Annotated in this window: 15 protein-coding genes and 1 other RNA gene; 3 read left to right on the forward strand and 13 right to left on the reverse strand. The window is 69.1% G+C overall.

The features are described 5' to 3' along the window. Positions 1 to 57: 57 nt before the first annotated feature. The 10 genes from ACIPJ2_RS11740 to ACIPJ2_RS11785 all read right to left on the reverse strand — a co-directional run bounded on the left by ACIPJ2_RS11740 (position 58) and on the right by ACIPJ2_RS11785 (position 8,357). On the reverse strand, positions 58 to 864 hold the full coding sequence (locus ACIPJ2_RS11740; protein ID WP_402728953.1) for a hypothetical protein: 807 nt from the start codon (positions 862 to 864) through the stop codon (positions 58 to 60). A 117-nt stretch (positions 865 to 981) separates the two neighbouring features. Then, positions 982 to 1,359, reverse strand: a transfer-messenger RNA (tmRNA) gene (gene ssrA / locus ACIPJ2_RS11745). Between the two features lie 96 nt (positions 1,360 to 1,455). Continuing rightward, the gene (smpB, locus tag ACIPJ2_RS11750) at positions 1,456 to 1,932 is read right to left on the reverse strand and encodes an SsrA-binding protein SmpB (RefSeq protein ID WP_144765472.1); all 477 of its coding nucleotides are present in this window, start codon (positions 1,930 to 1,932) and stop codon (positions 1,456 to 1,458) included. 116 nt (positions 1,933 to 2,048) lie between these two features. Further along, a complete protein-coding gene (gene ftsX / locus ACIPJ2_RS11755) occupies positions 2,049 to 2,963 on the reverse strand; it encodes a permease-like cell division protein FtsX (RefSeq protein WP_402728954.1) in 915 nt (304 codons plus the stop codon). Continuing rightward, on the reverse strand, positions 2,960 to 3,718 hold the full coding sequence (gene ftsE, locus ACIPJ2_RS11760) for a cell division ATP-binding protein FtsE (RefSeq protein ID WP_402728955.1): 759 nt from the start codon (positions 3,716 to 3,718) through the stop codon (positions 2,960 to 2,962). The genes ftsX and ftsE overlap by 4 nt, the downstream gene beginning before the upstream one ends. A 61-nt stretch (positions 3,719 to 3,779) precedes the next feature. Beyond that, the gene (gene prfB, locus ACIPJ2_RS11765) at positions 3,780 to 4,889 is read right to left on the reverse strand and encodes a peptide chain release factor 2 (RefSeq protein WP_281264837.1); all 1,110 of its coding nucleotides are present in this window, start codon (positions 4,887 to 4,889) and stop codon (positions 3,780 to 3,782) included. 111 nt (positions 4,890 to 5,000) lie between these two features. Then, complete coding sequence (locus ACIPJ2_RS11770) at positions 5,001 to 5,363, reverse strand: hypothetical protein (RefSeq protein WP_402728956.1); 363 nt, start codon at positions 5,361 to 5,363, stop codon at positions 5,001 to 5,003. Positions 5,364 to 5,372: 9 nt separating this feature from the next. Further along, positions 5,373 to 6,365, reverse strand: a complete 993-nt coding sequence (locus ACIPJ2_RS11775; protein ID WP_402728957.1) for an alpha/beta hydrolase fold domain-containing protein — start codon at positions 6,363 to 6,365, stop codon at positions 5,373 to 5,375. Between the two features lie 174 nt (positions 6,366 to 6,539). Then, a complete protein-coding gene (locus ACIPJ2_RS11780) occupies positions 6,540 to 7,703 on the reverse strand; it encodes an MFS transporter (RefSeq protein WP_402728958.1) in 1,164 nt (387 codons plus the stop codon). Positions 7,704 to 7,886: 183 nt separating this feature from the next. Next, complete coding sequence (locus ACIPJ2_RS11785; protein ID WP_402728959.1) at positions 7,887 to 8,357, reverse strand: 2'-5' RNA ligase family protein; 471 nt, start codon at positions 8,355 to 8,357, stop codon at positions 7,887 to 7,889. Between the two features lie 158 nt (positions 8,358 to 8,515). Between ACIPJ2_RS11785 and ACIPJ2_RS11790 the strand changes: the two genes are divergently transcribed. Continuing rightward, positions 8,516 to 9,742: an MFS transporter gene (locus tag ACIPJ2_RS11790; protein WP_402728960.1), complete on the forward strand. Its 1,227-nt coding sequence runs from the start codon at positions 8,516 to 8,518 to the stop codon at positions 9,740 to 9,742. Positions 9,743 to 9,839: 97 nt separating this feature from the next. On the opposite strand, the gene ACIPJ2_RS11795 is transcribed toward ACIPJ2_RS11790, so the two are convergent. Beyond that, positions 9,840 to 10,316, reverse strand: coding sequence for a GNAT family N-acetyltransferase (locus tag ACIPJ2_RS11795; protein ID WP_402728961.1), 477 nt, complete (start codon positions 10,314 to 10,316; stop codon positions 9,840 to 9,842). A 317-nt stretch (positions 10,317 to 10,633) separates the two neighbouring features. On the opposite strand from ACIPJ2_RS11795, the gene ACIPJ2_RS11800 reads away from it, so the two are divergent. Further along, positions 10,634 to 11,413: a nucleotidyltransferase domain-containing protein gene (locus ACIPJ2_RS11800; protein ID WP_402728962.1), complete on the forward strand. Its 780-nt coding sequence runs from the start codon at positions 10,634 to 10,636 to the stop codon at positions 11,411 to 11,413. A gap of 24 nt (positions 11,414 to 11,437) precedes the next feature. Here the strand turns inward: ACIPJ2_RS11800 and ACIPJ2_RS11805 are convergent, their stop codons facing one another. Together ACIPJ2_RS11805 and ACIPJ2_RS11810 are read right to left on the reverse strand one after the other, a co-directional pair. Next, positions 11,438 to 11,563 carry a hypothetical protein gene (locus tag ACIPJ2_RS11805; RefSeq protein ID WP_402728963.1) on the reverse strand — a complete coding sequence of 42 codons (126 nt, stop codon included), beginning with the start codon at positions 11,561 to 11,563 and terminating at the stop codon, positions 11,438 to 11,440. A gap of 65 nt (positions 11,564 to 11,628) precedes the next feature. Beyond that, positions 11,629 to 12,792, reverse strand: a complete 1,164-nt coding sequence (locus ACIPJ2_RS11810) for a cysteine desulfurase family protein (protein WP_402728964.1) — start codon at positions 12,790 to 12,792, stop codon at positions 11,629 to 11,631. 59 nt (positions 12,793 to 12,851) lie between these two features. Between ACIPJ2_RS11810 and ACIPJ2_RS11815 the strand changes: the two genes are divergently transcribed. Further along, positions 12,852 to 14,879, forward strand: a complete 2,028-nt coding sequence (locus ACIPJ2_RS11815; protein WP_402728965.1) for a glycogen debranching protein — start codon at positions 12,852 to 12,854, stop codon at positions 14,877 to 14,879. Positions 14,880 to 15,144: the final 265 nt, after the last annotated feature.

Genomic DNA, 15,144 nt, shown 5'->3' on the forward strand with positions numbered 1-15,144 from the left:
CGATCTCGGACGATTTGTTAACGAGGTGGAAACAAATGCCCTGTATAAGCACTCAGGCTACTTCTTCTTCGCCTTCTTCTTCGTCTTCTTGTCGTCCTTGTCCTTGGACTTCTTCTTCGACTGCTTCTTGTCGCCCTTGTCCTTGGCCTTGTCCTTGTCCTTGTCCTTGTCCTTGTCCTTGTCCTTGGACTTCTTCTTCTTCGCCTGCTTCTCGTCGGCGGCGCCGAGCTCGTCCCGCTTCGGTGTCGACGGCTCCTCCGGCGCTTCGATGCCGTCCACGGGCTCGACGACGACCGCGGCACCGGTGTCGGCGAGGACGTCGACGGGCTGCTCGGTGAGCTCCGACGCCAACGCGTCCTCGACCCGCTCGACGGTGATCTCGGCGGCGTCCTCGGCGAGCCGGACGAGCGCGGACGCCGCTCGGAGGCGCGTCGTGCTCTTCCGGGCGAGCACATCGGCGCGTGCCCCTTCGAGGAACGCACGGAGGGACCGCTCGGCGACCGACCGACCACGGGGCGCGGACCGGTCGAGGCGGTCGAGCTCGCCGGCGACACCGGAGACGTCGTCCTCGACGTGCTCGTACCGTACCGACTCGATGAGGGCAGCCACGGTCGCGGCGGCCCGCTCGACGGCGGCGCTGCGCTGGTCGAGGACCACGAGCATCTCGAACGTCGACCCGTACGACACGGTCTCGAGGCGGACCGGCTCGGCACCGCGGCCGCGGATCACCAGGCGGGCGTCGGGGGTGGGCAGCCAGGCCGTGAGTGCCGCGACGGTCGCGACGGACCCCACGATGCGCTCGTACTCGGCCAGGCCGACTCGTTCCTGCTCTCGCAGCCGGACACGGATCGCGATCTCCTGCACGACGGGACCTTCCACTCACCGGCGCTGGCGTGTTCCTGCGCCTGGTGCGGAGCGTAGTCCTGCCGGGTGAACCGGAAGAGTGACCACGGTGTGACAGCGACTGCGTCGCTTCGGCGTTGGTGGAGATGGGGGGAATCGAACCCCCGTCCATCGCTGCAATTCGACGTCTTCTACGGGCGTATCCGGATGATTCGTTCTGCTCGGCCCCGTCCTTTGCTACCGGCTTCTAGGACGACGGGCCCAGTCTCAGTGCAAGTCCCGCACGGCCCTGAGGCGCAACCGTGCAGCAAGTCCCCTGGATGACGCCGGAACTCAGGTTAGGAGACGATCACCTGGCCGACGGACTTCATGTGCTGGGCTGCTTACGCAGCGAGAGCGAAGTCAGTGCGCTTGGAATTGGCACTTGTTGTTTTCCACGGATCGTTAGCGAGATAACCGTGGGTCCTCGGCCCGCTTCCCGTCGGCACACAGGCGATGTCGAAACCGATCATCCCCATGGGGGCCGAACAGCGAGCCGCTGTCACACTGTGGAGTTCTGAATGCCCGCTCTCGCAGGCAGCTGCTCAGTCTACCGAGGAACGGCTCTCGCCGCTACTCTCCGAGGCGGTTCCGGCTGCGCATGGCCCGTTCGGCCTCACGCTTGTCCGTCTTCTCGCGCAGGGCCTGGCGCTTGTCGAACTCGCGCTTGCCCTTCGCGACCGCGATCTCGACCTTGGCACGACCGTCGTGGAAGTAGATCTGCAGCGGGACGAGCGTGTAGCCGCCCTGCTGGGTCTTGTGCGAGATCTTCACGATCTCCTGCTTGTGGAGCAGCAGCTTCCGCTTGCGCCGTGGAGCGTGGTTGTTCCACGTCCCCTCGGTGTACTCGGGGATGTGCACGGCGTCGAGCCACGCTTCTCCCCCGTCGACGAACGCGTACCCGTCCACGAGCGACGCACGCCCTTCGCGGAGCGACTTCACCTCGGTGCCCGAGAGCACCATTCCCGCTTCGTACGTGTCCTCGATCAGGTAGTCGTGGCGCGCGCGACGGTTGGTCGCCACGATCTTCTCGCCGCGTTCCTTCGCCATGCGCGTCTCCTCTCGAACGGTCGCTGCCGATGTGCAGCCCTACAGAATAGCGAACACCGGACGGGCGGCGCACCTTCCCGGCGCGCCGCCCGTCCGCACTGCTCCGCAGCGCTCGGCTAGACCTTGAGGTACCGGCGGATCGCGATCGATGCCGAGACCGCCGCCAGAACCACCCCGATGACGATCACCGCCGGCACGACGACCGCCGCGTCGCTCATCCCGATGAACGCGGTGCCGGAGAACCGCTTCGTCAGGTAGTTGCGGACGAAGAACCAGACCACCGCGGTGATCGCACCACCGGCCAGGACCGCTCCGATGGCTGCCGCGATCACCCCCTCGAGCACGAAGGGTGTCTGGATGAACCGGTTCGACGCGCCCACGAGTCGCATGATGCCGAGCTCTCGCCGTCGACTGAACGCCGACAACCGGATCGTCGTCGCGATCAGCAGCACGGCCGCGATGAGCATGAGCGCCGCGATGCCGATCGCCGTGTACGAGGACGCGTTCAACAGGTTGAAGATCGGTTGCAGGTAGCCGCGCTGGTCGACCACGCTCTGCACGCCGGCGACCTTCGACAGGCTCTCCTGCAGGACGTCGGCCTGCGACGGGTTCTTCAGGTTCACCCAGTACGTCTCGTTGAGGTACTCGGGCTTGACGAACTCCGTGGCGGGCGAGTCCTTGAACTGCTGCTTGAAGCGGTCGTACGCCTGCTGCTGGTCCTCGTAGTACGTCTTCTCGATGTACGGCGCGAGCGTCGAGCCCTTGAGCTGCTCCTCCACCTGCTTCCGCTGGTCGTCGGTCGCCTTGGCGCCGGTGCAGTTGCCGGTCGTGTCGGTGTCCGTGCAGAGGTACACGGCGACCTGGGCGCGGTCGTACCAGTACCCCTTCATCTGGTTGATCTGCATCTGGAGCAGGATCGCGGTGCCGACGAAGGTCAGCGAGATGAAGGTGACCAGGACGACCGAGACGACCATCGAGGCGTTCCGTCGGAGGCCGGAACCGACCTCGGACATGACGAGCCCGAGCCTCATCGGATGAGCCCCGGGATGGTCTGGATGCCGGTGGTGTTCGAGACGCCGGACTGCTGGATGGTCGGGAGCGCCTGGGTCTGGTACCCGCCGGACTGCTCGTCACGGAGGACGGTGCCGCCGGAGAGCTCGATCACCCGGCGCTGCATCTGGTTCACGATGCTGGCGTCGTGCGTCGCCATGAGCACGGTGGTGCCTCCCTGGTTGATGCGTTCGAGGAGCGCCATGATGCCCGCCGAGGTCGTCGGGTCGAGGTTGCCGGTCGGCTCGTCGGCGAGGAGCACCGACGGCTTGTTCACGACGGCGCGGGCGATGGCCACACGCTGCTGCTCACCACCGGAGAGCTCGTGCGGCATGCGGGTCGCCTTGCCGTTCAGCCCGACGAGCTTGAGCACGTCGGTGACGGCCTCGCTGATGAAGCCCTTGCTCTTGCCGATGACCTGCAGTGAGAACGCGACGTTGTCGAAGACGGTCTTGTTCGGCAGGAGTCGGAAGTCCTGGAAGACCACGCCGAGGTTCCGTCGGAAGTACGGCACCTTCCGCGAGGACAGGGCGCCGAGGCGTTGGCCGAGCACGTGGATCTGCCCGCGGGACGGCTTCTCCTCCTTGAGCACGAGGCGCAGGAAGCTGGACTTCCCGGAGCCGGACGCGCCGACGAGGAAGACGAACTCGCCCTTGAGGATCTCAAGGGTGATGTTGTCGAGCGCTGGACTCGGGTTGCCCGAGTACACCTTGGTGACCTGGTCGAATTTGATCATGACCGGATCAGGGTAGGTCGCCCCGCTTGGAAAACAAGCCAGGCGCGCGGCACGCTGGCGCTCAGGACTCCACGGATTGCTTCCGCCAGCGGATGCCGGCGTTGATGAACCCGTCCAGGTCGCCGTCGAACACCGCTGAGGGGTTGTTCACCTCGTGCTCGCTGCGGAGGTCCTTGACCATCTGGTACGGCGCCAGGACGTAGGAGCGGATCTGGTCGCCCCAGCTCGCCGTGATGTTGCCGGCGAGCTCCTTCTTCTTCGCGTTCTCCTCTTCCTTCTTCAGGAGGAGCAGGCGCGACTGCAGGACGCGCATGGCCGCAGCACGGTTCTGGATCTGCGACTTCTCGTTCTGCATCGAGACCACGGTGCCGGTCGGGATGTGCGTCAGGCGCACCGCGGAGTCGGTCGTGTTGACCGACTGCCCACCAGGACCCGACGAGCGGAAGACGTCCACGCGGATGTCGTTCTCCGGGATGTCGATGACGGCGGTCTCCGGCATGAGCGGGATGACCTCGACGGCGGCGAAGGACGTCTGGCGCTTGCCGGCGGCACCGAACGGCGACATCCGCACCAGGCGGTGCGTGCCGGCTTCGACCGACAGCGTGCCGAAGGCGTGCGGGGCGTCCACCTCGAACGTGGCGGACTTGATGCCGGCTTCTTCGGCGTAGGACGTGTCCATCACGGTGGTCTTGTAGCCGTGCTGCTCGGCGTACCGCAGGTACATGCGCATGAGCATCTCGGCGAAGTCGGCCGCGTCGACGCCTCCGGCCCCGGCGCGGATCGTGATGACGGCGGGACGGTCGTCGTACTCGCCGTCGAGGAGCGTCTGCACCTCGAGGTCGCCCATGGTCTTGGTGATCGCCTTGAGCTCGGCGGCGGCCTCGTCGGCGGACTCCTGGTCGTCGGCCTCGTTCGCCATCTCGACGAGCACCTCGAGGTCGTCGATGCGCCGCTCGGTGTCGGTGATCTTCTTGAGCTCCGACTGCCGGTGCGAGAGCGCACTCGTCACCTGCTGCGCGTGCTCGACGTCGTCCCAGAGGTCCTGTGCCCCCGCCTGCTCGCTGAGATCGGCGATGTCACGCTCCAGGCGGTCGACGTCGACCACCGAGCGGATGTTGCCGAAGGTCTCTCGGAGTGCGGAGAGCTGCTCGGTGAAGTCCAGTTCGACCATGGTCACCGATCCTACCGGCGCGCGTCCGACACGGCCGACCGTCCGGACAGGAGGCTCGGTGCACGTCCGCCCCGCCGGTCCCGGTCCCCGCCCCGCCGGTCCCGATCCCCGCTACGGCTTCTCGTCGACGAGGGCGACGAACCGGCTGCCGATGCCCTCGACCTCGCGCCGGGTGAGCCCCGCCGTCGGGTCCGGTGCCTGGTACGGCGCGTGGTAGTCGCACATCAGGTGGTCCCAGTCGGGCCACCACTTCTTCGGCCGGGCGTCCTCCGCGTACCCGCAGACCACGCACTCCAGGCGGACCCAGACCTTCTTCTTCCCCGTGCGGTTCGCGCGGGACTGCAGGAGCCAGGCGGGCGGGTCCTGCTCGATCGCCTCGAGCTCGGCTTCGCTCAGGCGTGCGGGGATCCCGTGATGGGCCGCCATCTCGAGGGGGATGTCGAGCCGGATGGCCGCTTCGCGTCGGGAGAGCATCCGACAAGACTAGGGCGCGATCGGGGAAGGAGCGCCGAGCAGTCGCGTCGTCCAGTCGGCGAGGGCTGCGGTCGCGGTCCTCGAGATCGCGGCGTCGGGCACCATGCTGGTGAAGCCGTGGAACGCCCCTGGCCAGACGTGCAACTCCGCGTCGACACCGGACGCCCAGAGGCGACTGGCGAAGGCGACGTCCTCGTCCCGGAACACCTCGGCGCTGCCGCAGTCGATGTAGGTCTTCGGGAGCGCGGAGAGGTCCGTGGCACGAGCCGGCGCGGCGTAGACGGACACGCCGGCCGTGGCACGGCGGTCCCCGAGGTACGCATCCCAGCCGAAGCGGGTCATCTGACGGTCCGCGACCCCGACGCCGTCGATCTGCATGGTGGACACGGTGTCGTCGCGATCGTCGAGCATCGGGGACACGAGGATCTGCGCCAGCAGCTCCGGCCCCTTCCGATCGCGTGCGAGGAGCGCCGTGCCCGCTGCGAGGCCACCGCCGGCGCTCTGTCCCGCGACGACGATCCGCGCCGGGTCGATGCCGAGCTCCGCGGCGTGCTCGGCCACCCAGACCAGGCCGGCGTAGCAGTCCTCGACCGGGTACGGGTCCGGGTACTCGGGTGCGAGCCGGTAGTCGACGCTGACGAGGACGACGTCGTGGTCGAGGAGCCAGCCGTCGTAGCCGTCGAGGTTCCCGAGGTGATGGCCGAAGACCATTCCCCCGCCGTGGATGGTGTAGACGGCCGCGGTCGTGCCGGTGCGCTCGATGCGCTCGATGATCGCGAGGTCGATCGGGTCGCCGAGGTGACCGGGAACCGTGACGTTGCGCCGGTGGTACCCGCGCGAGCGCAGGCGTTCGTCGAGGACGTGCTCGGGCACGTCGAGCTGCCGCATGTGGGGCAGCATCTCCTCGGTGACGGTGAAGGGGCCGCGGGCTTCGAGCGCGGTGAGGAACGTCGCGAGTTCGGCATCGAACGGCGGACGGACGACGGGGGTTTGATCGAGCACGGGCAGACTCCTTCGATGAAGAAGTGGCGACTCCCGTGAGACGCGTGTGCGATCCGATCCGCCGGAGCAGAGCGGGTTTTTTCCCTCTACCGACGACAGTAGCGCACCGGGGACTGAGCACAACGGCGGACGCCGACGACGTCGTCTGGAGCATCGACACTCGTCTCCGGCGACTCAGCGGGACGTCGTCCTGCGCTCGACGTGTCGAACCGACAGCACTCCTGCGATCGAGATCGCCAGAGCGGCCATGGCCGCTGCACCAGCCACGCCGTCCCCGCTCCCGACGATGAGCCCCGCCACACTCGTTCCGAGTGCCGAACCTCCGACAGCAGCCACGACGACGACGCCGTACGCGCTCGCGATGAAACGCGGCGGCACGACGACGTCGAGAGCACCGGACAGGACGATCGACACCGGGCTCGACAGCCCACCGACGACGAACACCAGGGCGGCCAGGAGGACGATCCGATCGGCAGCGATCACCAACGTCGCGTATCCGCCGGCGGTCAGGGCAAGAGCGGTGAGGAGCTGCGCCCGCCGACTGCTCGGCACCGGTCGAGCACCGAAGAGCAGGGCACCGACGGCTTCTCCGAGTGCCAGGCACGCCAACACCGGCCCTGCCAGTTCACCCCTGCCCGCCGCCTCCACGACGGCCGGCACGATCACCGTCAACGATCCCGTCGCCACACTCACCAGACCACCGATCGAGACGATCCGAACGAACGGCGTCGCACCGGCCAGCGGGAGTGACGAACGGGCAGGCGGTGTCGGCGTGGTCGTCCCCATCGACACTGCCAGCAGGGCGCCGGCGGCCCCGATGACCACCGCGACGACCACGAAGTCCAGCTGCCGAGGCGCCGAGGCCACGAGCAGGCCCGCCACCACCGGTCCTGTCGCGAGTCCCGCTTGGAACGCGACCGAGAGCAGAGCGTAGGCACCAGACCGTTCCGCGGGCTCGGAGAAGGAACGCGGGATCGAAGCTCGAAGGGCTGCCGCCAGCGCCGGGAACGAGACCCCGGCTCCGGCGAGGAGCGCCGGCTGCGCAGTCGACCCCGGCGATGCTGCCACCAAGAGCATGAAGCTGCTGCTGACGCCCGCTCCGATGCTCACGACCCAGCGGGCCGAGACGCGCGCCATCACCGCCCCCTGAACCGGGACGCCCACTGCGTTCGCCAGCCCGAAGGCGCCGGCAGCGACTGCCCCGGTGGCGAGGGACTCGCCGGGCGACAGGATCAGCGACAGCGGGATCATCCCCAGCGCGACGGCTGACAGGGCAACTGCTCCGACACCGATCACGAAGGGACGGTGAGCCAGCAGGCGTCGGTAGACGACGGTCATGTGGGCTCCACACGAGGAGCCCACCCACCCGGGAGACACACTCCCCATGCGTCGACGGAGTCGCCGACTGCGCCGATGGTAGGCACACGAGGCAAGTCATGTCGACGTCTCGACAGCCGATCGCTCCGCGGGACGACCCGCCGCCGGTGCCGGAGCGGAGTCCCGTGCCTCCGGGTTCGGCCGCTACGACCGGGCGGCGAGCTGGCAGTTCACGAGGACGCGCGCCTGGGGACCGGCGAGGGACGCGACCGCGAGGTTCGTGATGCTGATCTGCCGAGCGCCCGCTGACTGCGCACCGGGCACGATCGTCGCATGGGGCCGGTACCGCGTCTCCCAGAACTCGACACGGTCGGGTCGGAAGCCCGACAGCGGCTCGACTGATCCGGACAACGATCCGTGCAGTGCGTGGAAGGCCGGGTGTTCGGCGAGCAGCACGGGGATGTCGCGGCGCGGGCCGAAGATCGCGCGTGGTCCCAGGTCCACGCCGAACGCCGACTGCAACTGAGCAGCCTCGCGCACGATCGACGTCACGGCGGCCACAGCAGGGCCATCGACGACGAAGTTCGGCAGGACGGTCACGTGCACGGGCCAGTTCGTGCGGTCGACCCGTCCAGGCAGGAGCTGTGGCGTTCCCACGACGACCAGTCGTTCCATGGACGCACCATAGCGCTGGTACCGTCTCCGGCACGGGGCTTGTGTCGATGTGACGGGGCACGGCATCATGGCGAGGTTCCGTGGTGCCGCCGAGATCGTCGAAGTCCAGGCCGACTTGTCTGCCGACAGATCCCGCACACCGCGCGGAGGCATCGTCCATGACGACTGCATGCTCTCGTCTGCGATCATCGGCACAGCAGTACGGCGGAGTCATCCGCCGCCCCGGTGCTCTCGCGTTCTTCACCACGGCGGCCATTGCGCGCCTCGGCGTTGCCATGACCGGTCTCGGGCTCCTCTTCTCGGTGCACAGCGCGACTGATTCATACGCCGTCGCGGGAGCAGCCGCTGGCGGCTTCGCCGTCGCGGAGGCTGGGGCCGGACCGCAAGTCGCACGCCTCATCGACCGATGGGGGCAGACGCGGGTCGTCCCGCTGGTCGCGGTCGTGCACGTGGTCGCGTTGACGGCCACGATCGTCATGGTCGGCAGGATGCCACTCGCCTTGACGCTCGCGGTCCTCATCGTCGCCGGTGCCGCGATGCCGCAGCCCGGTGCGCTGTCGGCAGCGCGGTGGTCGGCGCTCGTTCCGGAGCCGGCGTCTCTCAGAATCGCGTTCTCGCTCGACGCGACGGTCAACGACATCGTGTTCCTCACCGGGCCGATCCTCGTCACCCTCATCAGCACACTCGTTGCGCCGTGGGCAGGCTCCGCTGCGGCCGCAACACTCCTCGTCGTCGGCTGCGGGATGCTCGCTCTGCAGCGCCGCACCGCGCCATCCGTGGGCCCGTCACGGAAGGACGCCGTGCACAGGAAGCGGGGGCCGCTGCTCAGCCCGGCCTTCTCCGCGGTCCTCGGCGTCAACGTCGGGCTCGGGTGCTTCTTCGGCTCGGTGGGGATCCTGGTGACGGCAGCGGCCACGGCGCAGGGTCTCCAGTCGATGACCGGGCTGATCCTGTCGTTGTCGAGCGCTGCGAGCATCCTTGCAGGGCTCGCCTACGGTTCGTTGCGTTCGGTGCCGCGTCCCCAGATCGTGCAGCTCGTCGCCGCGAGCATCGTCTCACTCGGAGTGCTGGTCGCCGTTCTCTGGCCGACCGTGCTCGGACTCACGCTCATGCAACTCGTGGGAGGATCCGCGATCGCGCCCCTGCTCGCGTCGTCCTCGCAGATCACGCAGGCGTGTGTGCCGGCATCCGAACGGACACAGGGCTTCACCTGGATCAACTCCGCGTCCGCGGCCGGCATCGCCGCGGGTGCAGCGTTGATCGGCGGAGCGGTCGAACTCGGCGGCGTGCAGCCAGCCGCAGCGATCCTCACGCTCCTCACGCTCGCGGCGGTGGTGTGTGCGGCGTTCGCGATACGCCCGCCCGATCGTCCGACACCACGGTGACCGTTGCGCGGATCGAGACGGCAGAGCACGGACCGGTCGGCGATCGACCATCGGGACGGGCCGTGCGCGCCGTCGAACATGGTCCTCCCGGCTTCGATCAGAGGGACCGGGCGTAGTCGACGGTTGGGTACGGGATGAAGCCGAGGGATTCGTAGAGGGCCCGAGCCGGCGCATGGAACTCGTCGCCACCGGTCCCGATGTGCACCACGGTGACGCCGAGCTGTTCGAGCCTCGTCAGTGCAGCCGAGCAGAGCGCTCGCGCCACTCCACGGCGGCGAGCGTCGGGGTGGACAGCAACCATCTCCAGCCGGCCGGAGGACGTGCCGGTGGTGTTCCAGCCGACGTACCCCAGGGGTCTACCGTGCTCCTCGGCGAGCGTGATGAACCGACCTTCGTCCGGAGCGAGCAGGGATGGGACCTCGTGGCGGTAGTCGTCTTCCCAATGCCCGTGGTCGTGCGCGGTCACTTCAGGTCGAAGCTGACGGAGCGAGCCGGCGAGGAGCGGCCGGAAGGTCTCGATGGTCAACTCGACGAGCGCCGGCAGATCGAGTGGTGTGCAGTCGCGAATTCGCATGGTCGTGCTTCTCTCGTGAGCAGTCTGAAGACTCCACTCCCGTGGTTCGGGGCGGAGGTGATCGGCGGCCGGAGCCGTCCCCTCAGTGGCGCGTGCGCCAGCTCGCGAAGCAGTCCATACGGACACGGTACCCAGTGGGCACCGGTCGAGGAAGGAGCGCGGCGGAACGCGTTCCGACTGCTGATCGAAGACAACCTGCGCTCGGGCTCTCGCCGTCACCCGCGAGCGAGCCGCGTACATCGGGCGACGACATCCGTCAGCTCGTCGTCAGTGCGGTGCAGGTGGTGCCGGGAGCCGTTCCGCGCGAGTATCGAGCGGTGACTGAGGAACTCCCCGGACCGATCAGCGAGCTCGTGCAGGCTCTCGGCGCCATCCCGACCGTGGAAGCCGTGTCTCTCGGCGGGTCTCGTGCGCATGGCACTGCCCGACCGGACAGCGATTGGGACCTCGGCGTGTACTACCGCGGCGACTTCGAACCGGACCACGTGCGCGCTCTCGGGTACGAGGGGACGGTCGTCGACATCGGGGAATGGGGTGGCGGCGTGTTCAACGGCGGCGCATGGCTCACCGTGGGCGGTGAATCCGTCGATCTCCTCTGGCGCGATCTCGACGTCGTCGAGCACGAGATCGCCGAAGCCGAAGCCGGCAGGTGGCGGACCGAAGAACTCATGTTCCACCTCGTCGGCATCCCGACGTATCTCTTGGTGGCCGAACTGGCCCGACATCGCGTGCTGGTCGGACAGCTGCCGGTCCCGACATACCCGGAGGCACTTCGTGCGGCGGCATCAAGCGGCTGGGCCGCCCGTGCCGAACTGACACTGCAGCACGCACGCGCCGCACACGCTCCGTACGGAAGGGTGACGCAGTGTCTCGGTCTCATCGCGATCGGTGCGGCCGAGTACGCCCATGCCCACGCCGCAGCCGACGCTGTATGGGTCACCAACGACAAGGCCCTGCTCGAGCTCGGACACATGTCGGCCGCTGATGCGGTCCTCGCCGCAATCGAGCCGTCGCCAGCAGGCCTGACGCGAGCGGTTGACGCGGTCATCGCCCTCGGTCGCTCCGACCGCAGCAACACCCACGACGCAGACCGCTGATCTCCCCGGCAGGCGCGCGAACGCTCAGTCGGGGGCGGCCGTCGAGCCCGACATGAGATCGACGACGAATCCCATGCCCGCACGGATGTCGGCCCATCGGGTGCGGGCGCGGAGCAGCCCGGACCCGTCGGCGTCGGTGAAGGCCGGCAACGGGGTCTCGGCGGCCGCACCGAGGCTTCGCGGCGGACTGCGACCTCAGGGGTGCGGGGTACGGGCTAGCGACCGAGGAGCGGCTCGCGGGATGCCATCCCCGCAGCACCTGCGCGCGCCACCGCATCGGGCAGCGCCGCAAGGAACGCGTCGACGTCGGCATCGGTCGAGGTGTGTCCGAGCGTGATGCGGAGCGCACCGCGGGCCTCGTCCTCCGACAGCCCCATCGCGAGCAGTACGTGCGACGCCTCGGGGACGCCCGCTTGGCATGCCGACCCGGTCGACACGGCGACCCCTGCGGCGTCGAGCAGGAAGAGCAGCGAGTCGCCCTCGCAGCCCGGGAAGGTGAAGTGCGCGTTGCCGGGCAGTCGGTCGACGGGGTCGCCGCGGAGCACGGCGGACGGCACGGCCTCGAGCACGCCGGCGATCAACCGGTCACGGAGCACCCGGACGTCGGCGTGCGGTGCGGACGCGGCGACACCGAACGCGATCGCCGCCGGGGCGTCCTGCGTTCCGCTGCGGACCTGCCGCTGCTGTCCGCCACCGTGGATGAGCGGCTCGACGGTCGCGGTCCGCCCGAGGACGAGCGCACCGATGCCGACGGGCCCGCCGATCTTGTGCGCGGAGACGCTCAGGGCGTCCAACCCGGACGCTCGGAAGGAGACGGGGACCTGCCCGTAGGCGGCGACGGCGTCGGAGTGCACGGGAACGCCGGCGGCGTGCGCCAGCGCGACGATCGAGGTGACCGGCTGGATGGTGCCGACCTCGTTGTTGGCCCAGAGGAACGTGACCAGGGCGACGTCGTCGGCGGACGCGAGCCGTGCCTCCAGTCCAGCGAGGTCCAGGCGACCGTCCACGTCCAACGGGACCACGTCGACGACCGCTCCGTCGTGGCGTTCGAGCCAGTCGACCGTGTCGACGGTCGCGTGGTGCTCCCCCGCGGCGACCACGATGCGGGGCCGCGGCCGGTCCTGCTGTCTGGCCCAGTAGAGGCCCTTGATCGCGAGGTTGATGCTCTCGGTCCCGCCGGAGGTGAAGACGACCTCCACCGGTTCGGCGTCGAGGGACGCGGCGACGCGCGCTCGTCCGTCCTCGAGCAGCATCTTGGCGCGCTGACCGGCGCTGTGGATCGACGACGGGTTGCCGACGGTCGCGAGCGCGTCCGTGAAGGCGGCGAGCGCCTCCGGCAGGATCGGTGTCGTCGCAGCGTGGTCGAGGTAGACCGGCACGCAGGTACCCCCTTTTCGAGCGTTTTCAGGATACCCGCCGGTCCTCGTACCCTTGTCGGGTGCACGAGACCGCGATCGAGACACCCCAGGGGCTCCTCCTGGGCCCCGACGGCACCGCGCGCTTCTGCATGCGGTCGGCATCGGCCACGTCGGCGACGCTCGTCGTCGACGGCCGCGGATCGGTCGCCCTGGAGCGGGTCGACGGCACCGACCTGTGGACCGGGAGCGTCGACGGCGTCCAGGTCGGTGACACGTACCACCTGCTCGTCGACGGGCCCGAGGGACCGCGGCACGAGTTCGACGGCACGCGGGCGCTGCTCGACCCGTACGCGCGCGGCATCGTGCGGACCGACGGCGAGCGCCGCTGGTCGAGCGTCGTCGTGGACGGGTCCTTCGACTGGGGCGACGTCGGCAAGCCCGAGGTGCCGCTCGACCGCGTCGTCGTCTACGAGGCGAACGTCAGGACGCTGACGAGCGAGAACCACGCCGTGCCGGAGCACCTCCGCGGAACGTACGCCGGCGTCGCGCACGAGAGCACCATCGCGCACCTGCACCGCATCGGCGTGACGACGCTGGAGCTCCTCCCGGTGCAGGCGTTCGACACCGAGCACTGGCTGCAGGAGGCCGGCCGCGAGAACGCGTGGGGCTACAACACCCTCGGGTTCTTCGCGCCGCACGCGGGGTACGCCTCGGCCCCTGCGCGCGAGCATGGCGCTGACGGGGTGCTCCGCGAGTTCAAGGGCATGGTCAGGCTCCTGCACGAGGCCGGCATCCAGGTCGTCCTGGACGTGGTCTACAACCACACCGCCGAAGAGGGCCTCGGCGGCCCGACATCGTCGCTCCGTGGCATCGACGGCGCGAACCGGTACCGCTGGGCCGCCGACGACACGTACTACGACACCACCGGCTGCGGGAACACGCTCGACACCTCGGCGGAGGCCACCGCCGACCTCGTCGTCGACAGCCTGCGGTACTGGGCGCGCGAGATGCAGGTCGACGGGTTCCGCTTCGACCTGATGGCCGCCCTCGCCCGCGACGCCGACCACGTGTTCGACCCTGACCACCCCCTGCTGGAGCGCATCCGTCACCACGAGGACCTGCAGGACGTGCTCGTCATCGCCGAGCCCTGGGACGTCGGGCCGGACGGCTGGCGGACGGGGAACTTCGGTGAGCGTGTGAGCGAGTGGAACGACGGGTTCCGGAACACCGTCCGGCAGTTCTGGCTGACCGACGTGGCGCAGGAGCGGCGCACGGGGGTGCCCGGTGCCGGGATCGGTCCGCTCGCAGGGGCCCTGACCGGTTCCCGGAGCCTCTTCGGCGTGCCACGGGGGCCACTCGCCGGCATCAACTTCGTCACCGCGCACGACGGCTTCACGCTCCACGACCTGACGGCGTACGACCACAAGCACAACGCGGCGAACGGCGAGGACGACCGCGACGGGACGAACGACAACCGTTCGTTCAACCACGGGGTGGAGGGGCCGACCGAGGACCGCGGCGTCCGGGCAGCCAGGGGTCGTTCGATGCGGAACCTGCTCGGCACGCTCCTGCTCTCCGCCGGCGTGCCCATGCTGACCGCCGGTGACGAGCGGAGCCGCACGCAGCACGGCAACAACAACGCGTACGTGGTGTCCGACGACCTGACACCGGTGGACTGGTCGACGGACGAGGACGCCGAGTCGATGACCGAGACCGTCGCCGCGCTGACGGCGCTCCGTGCCGCCCACCCGGCGCTCCGACCGTCGCGGTACGGCGTCGACGGCCAGGTCACGCCGTCGGCGTCGCGGATGACGTGGTACGGCCCCGACGGCGGTCCGATGACCGGTGAGTGGTGGGACCAGCCGATCCATCGAGCGCTGCAGTACTTCGTCGAGTCGACGCCCGAGCACGAGCCGTACGACCGGGTGCTCGTCGTGGTGCACGGCAGCGGCCGGACTCGCGACCTGACGCTGCCGGTGCGGGACGACGTGCTCGCCTACCGCCTGGCGTGGTCGAGCGAGAAGCACCGTGACCACGACCGGCATCGTCCGGCAGGCACGGTCTTCACCGCCTACGGCCCGGGCATCCACGTGTTCGAGATCGTCTGACGGGCTGCCGCTGGCCGCTGGCGTCCGCCTGCCCCGGTGGGTGGTCGAATCGCGCGTAGGGGGTCGAATCGCGCGTAGGGAGTCGGAACTCCCGACCACCTACGCGCGATTCGGCTTTCCATCCCGACCGTTATGGGCAGGAACGTGCGCGGACGGCGGACGGGAGGCTCGGTGCCGGGCCGCCACGAGCCTCCCGTCCGCCGATCGGCAGCGACGTGTTCTCCACAGTCTCCGGGTTCCGGTGAACACGGAGGGCGCCGCCGGG

Origin of the sequence: Curtobacterium sp. NPDC090217 (assembly GCF_044746705.1) — a bacterium.
In the GTDB taxonomy this organism is placed as follows: Bacteria; Actinomycetota; Actinomycetes; order Actinomycetales; family Microbacteriaceae; genus Curtobacterium.

Coding starts and splice junctions, on each gene's coding strand:
- smpB (WP_144765472.1), bottom strand. CDS start 1,932: ATGGCGAAGGAACGCGGCGAGAAGATCGTGGCGACCAACCGTCGCGCG.
- ftsX (WP_402728954.1), bottom strand. CDS start 2,963: ATGAGGCTCGGGCTCGTCATGTCCGAGGTCGGTTCCGGCCTCCGACGG.
- ftsE (WP_402728955.1), bottom strand. CDS start 3,718: ATGATCAAATTCGACCAGGTCACCAAGGTGTACTCGGGCAACCCGAGT.
- prfB (WP_281264837.1), bottom strand. CDS start 4,889: ATGGTCGAACTGGACTTCACCGAGCAGCTCTCCGCACTCCGAGAGACC.
- ACIPJ2_RS11770 (WP_402728956.1), bottom strand. CDS start 5,363: ATGCTCTCCCGACGCGAAGCGGCCATCCGGCTCGACATCCCCCTCGAG.
- ACIPJ2_RS11780 (WP_402728958.1), bottom strand. CDS start 7,703: ATGACCGTCGTCTACCGACGCCTGCTGGCTCACCGTCCCTTCGTGATC.
- ACIPJ2_RS11785 (WP_402728959.1), bottom strand. CDS start 8,357: ATGGAACGACTGGTCGTCGTGGGAACGCCACAGCTCCTGCCTGGACGG.
- ACIPJ2_RS11790 (WP_402728960.1), top strand. CDS start 8,516: ATGACGACTGCATGCTCTCGTCTGCGATCATCGGCACAGCAGTACGGC.
- ACIPJ2_RS11795 (WP_402728961.1), bottom strand. CDS start 10,316: ATGCGAATTCGCGACTGCACACCACTCGATCTGCCGGCGCTCGTCGAG.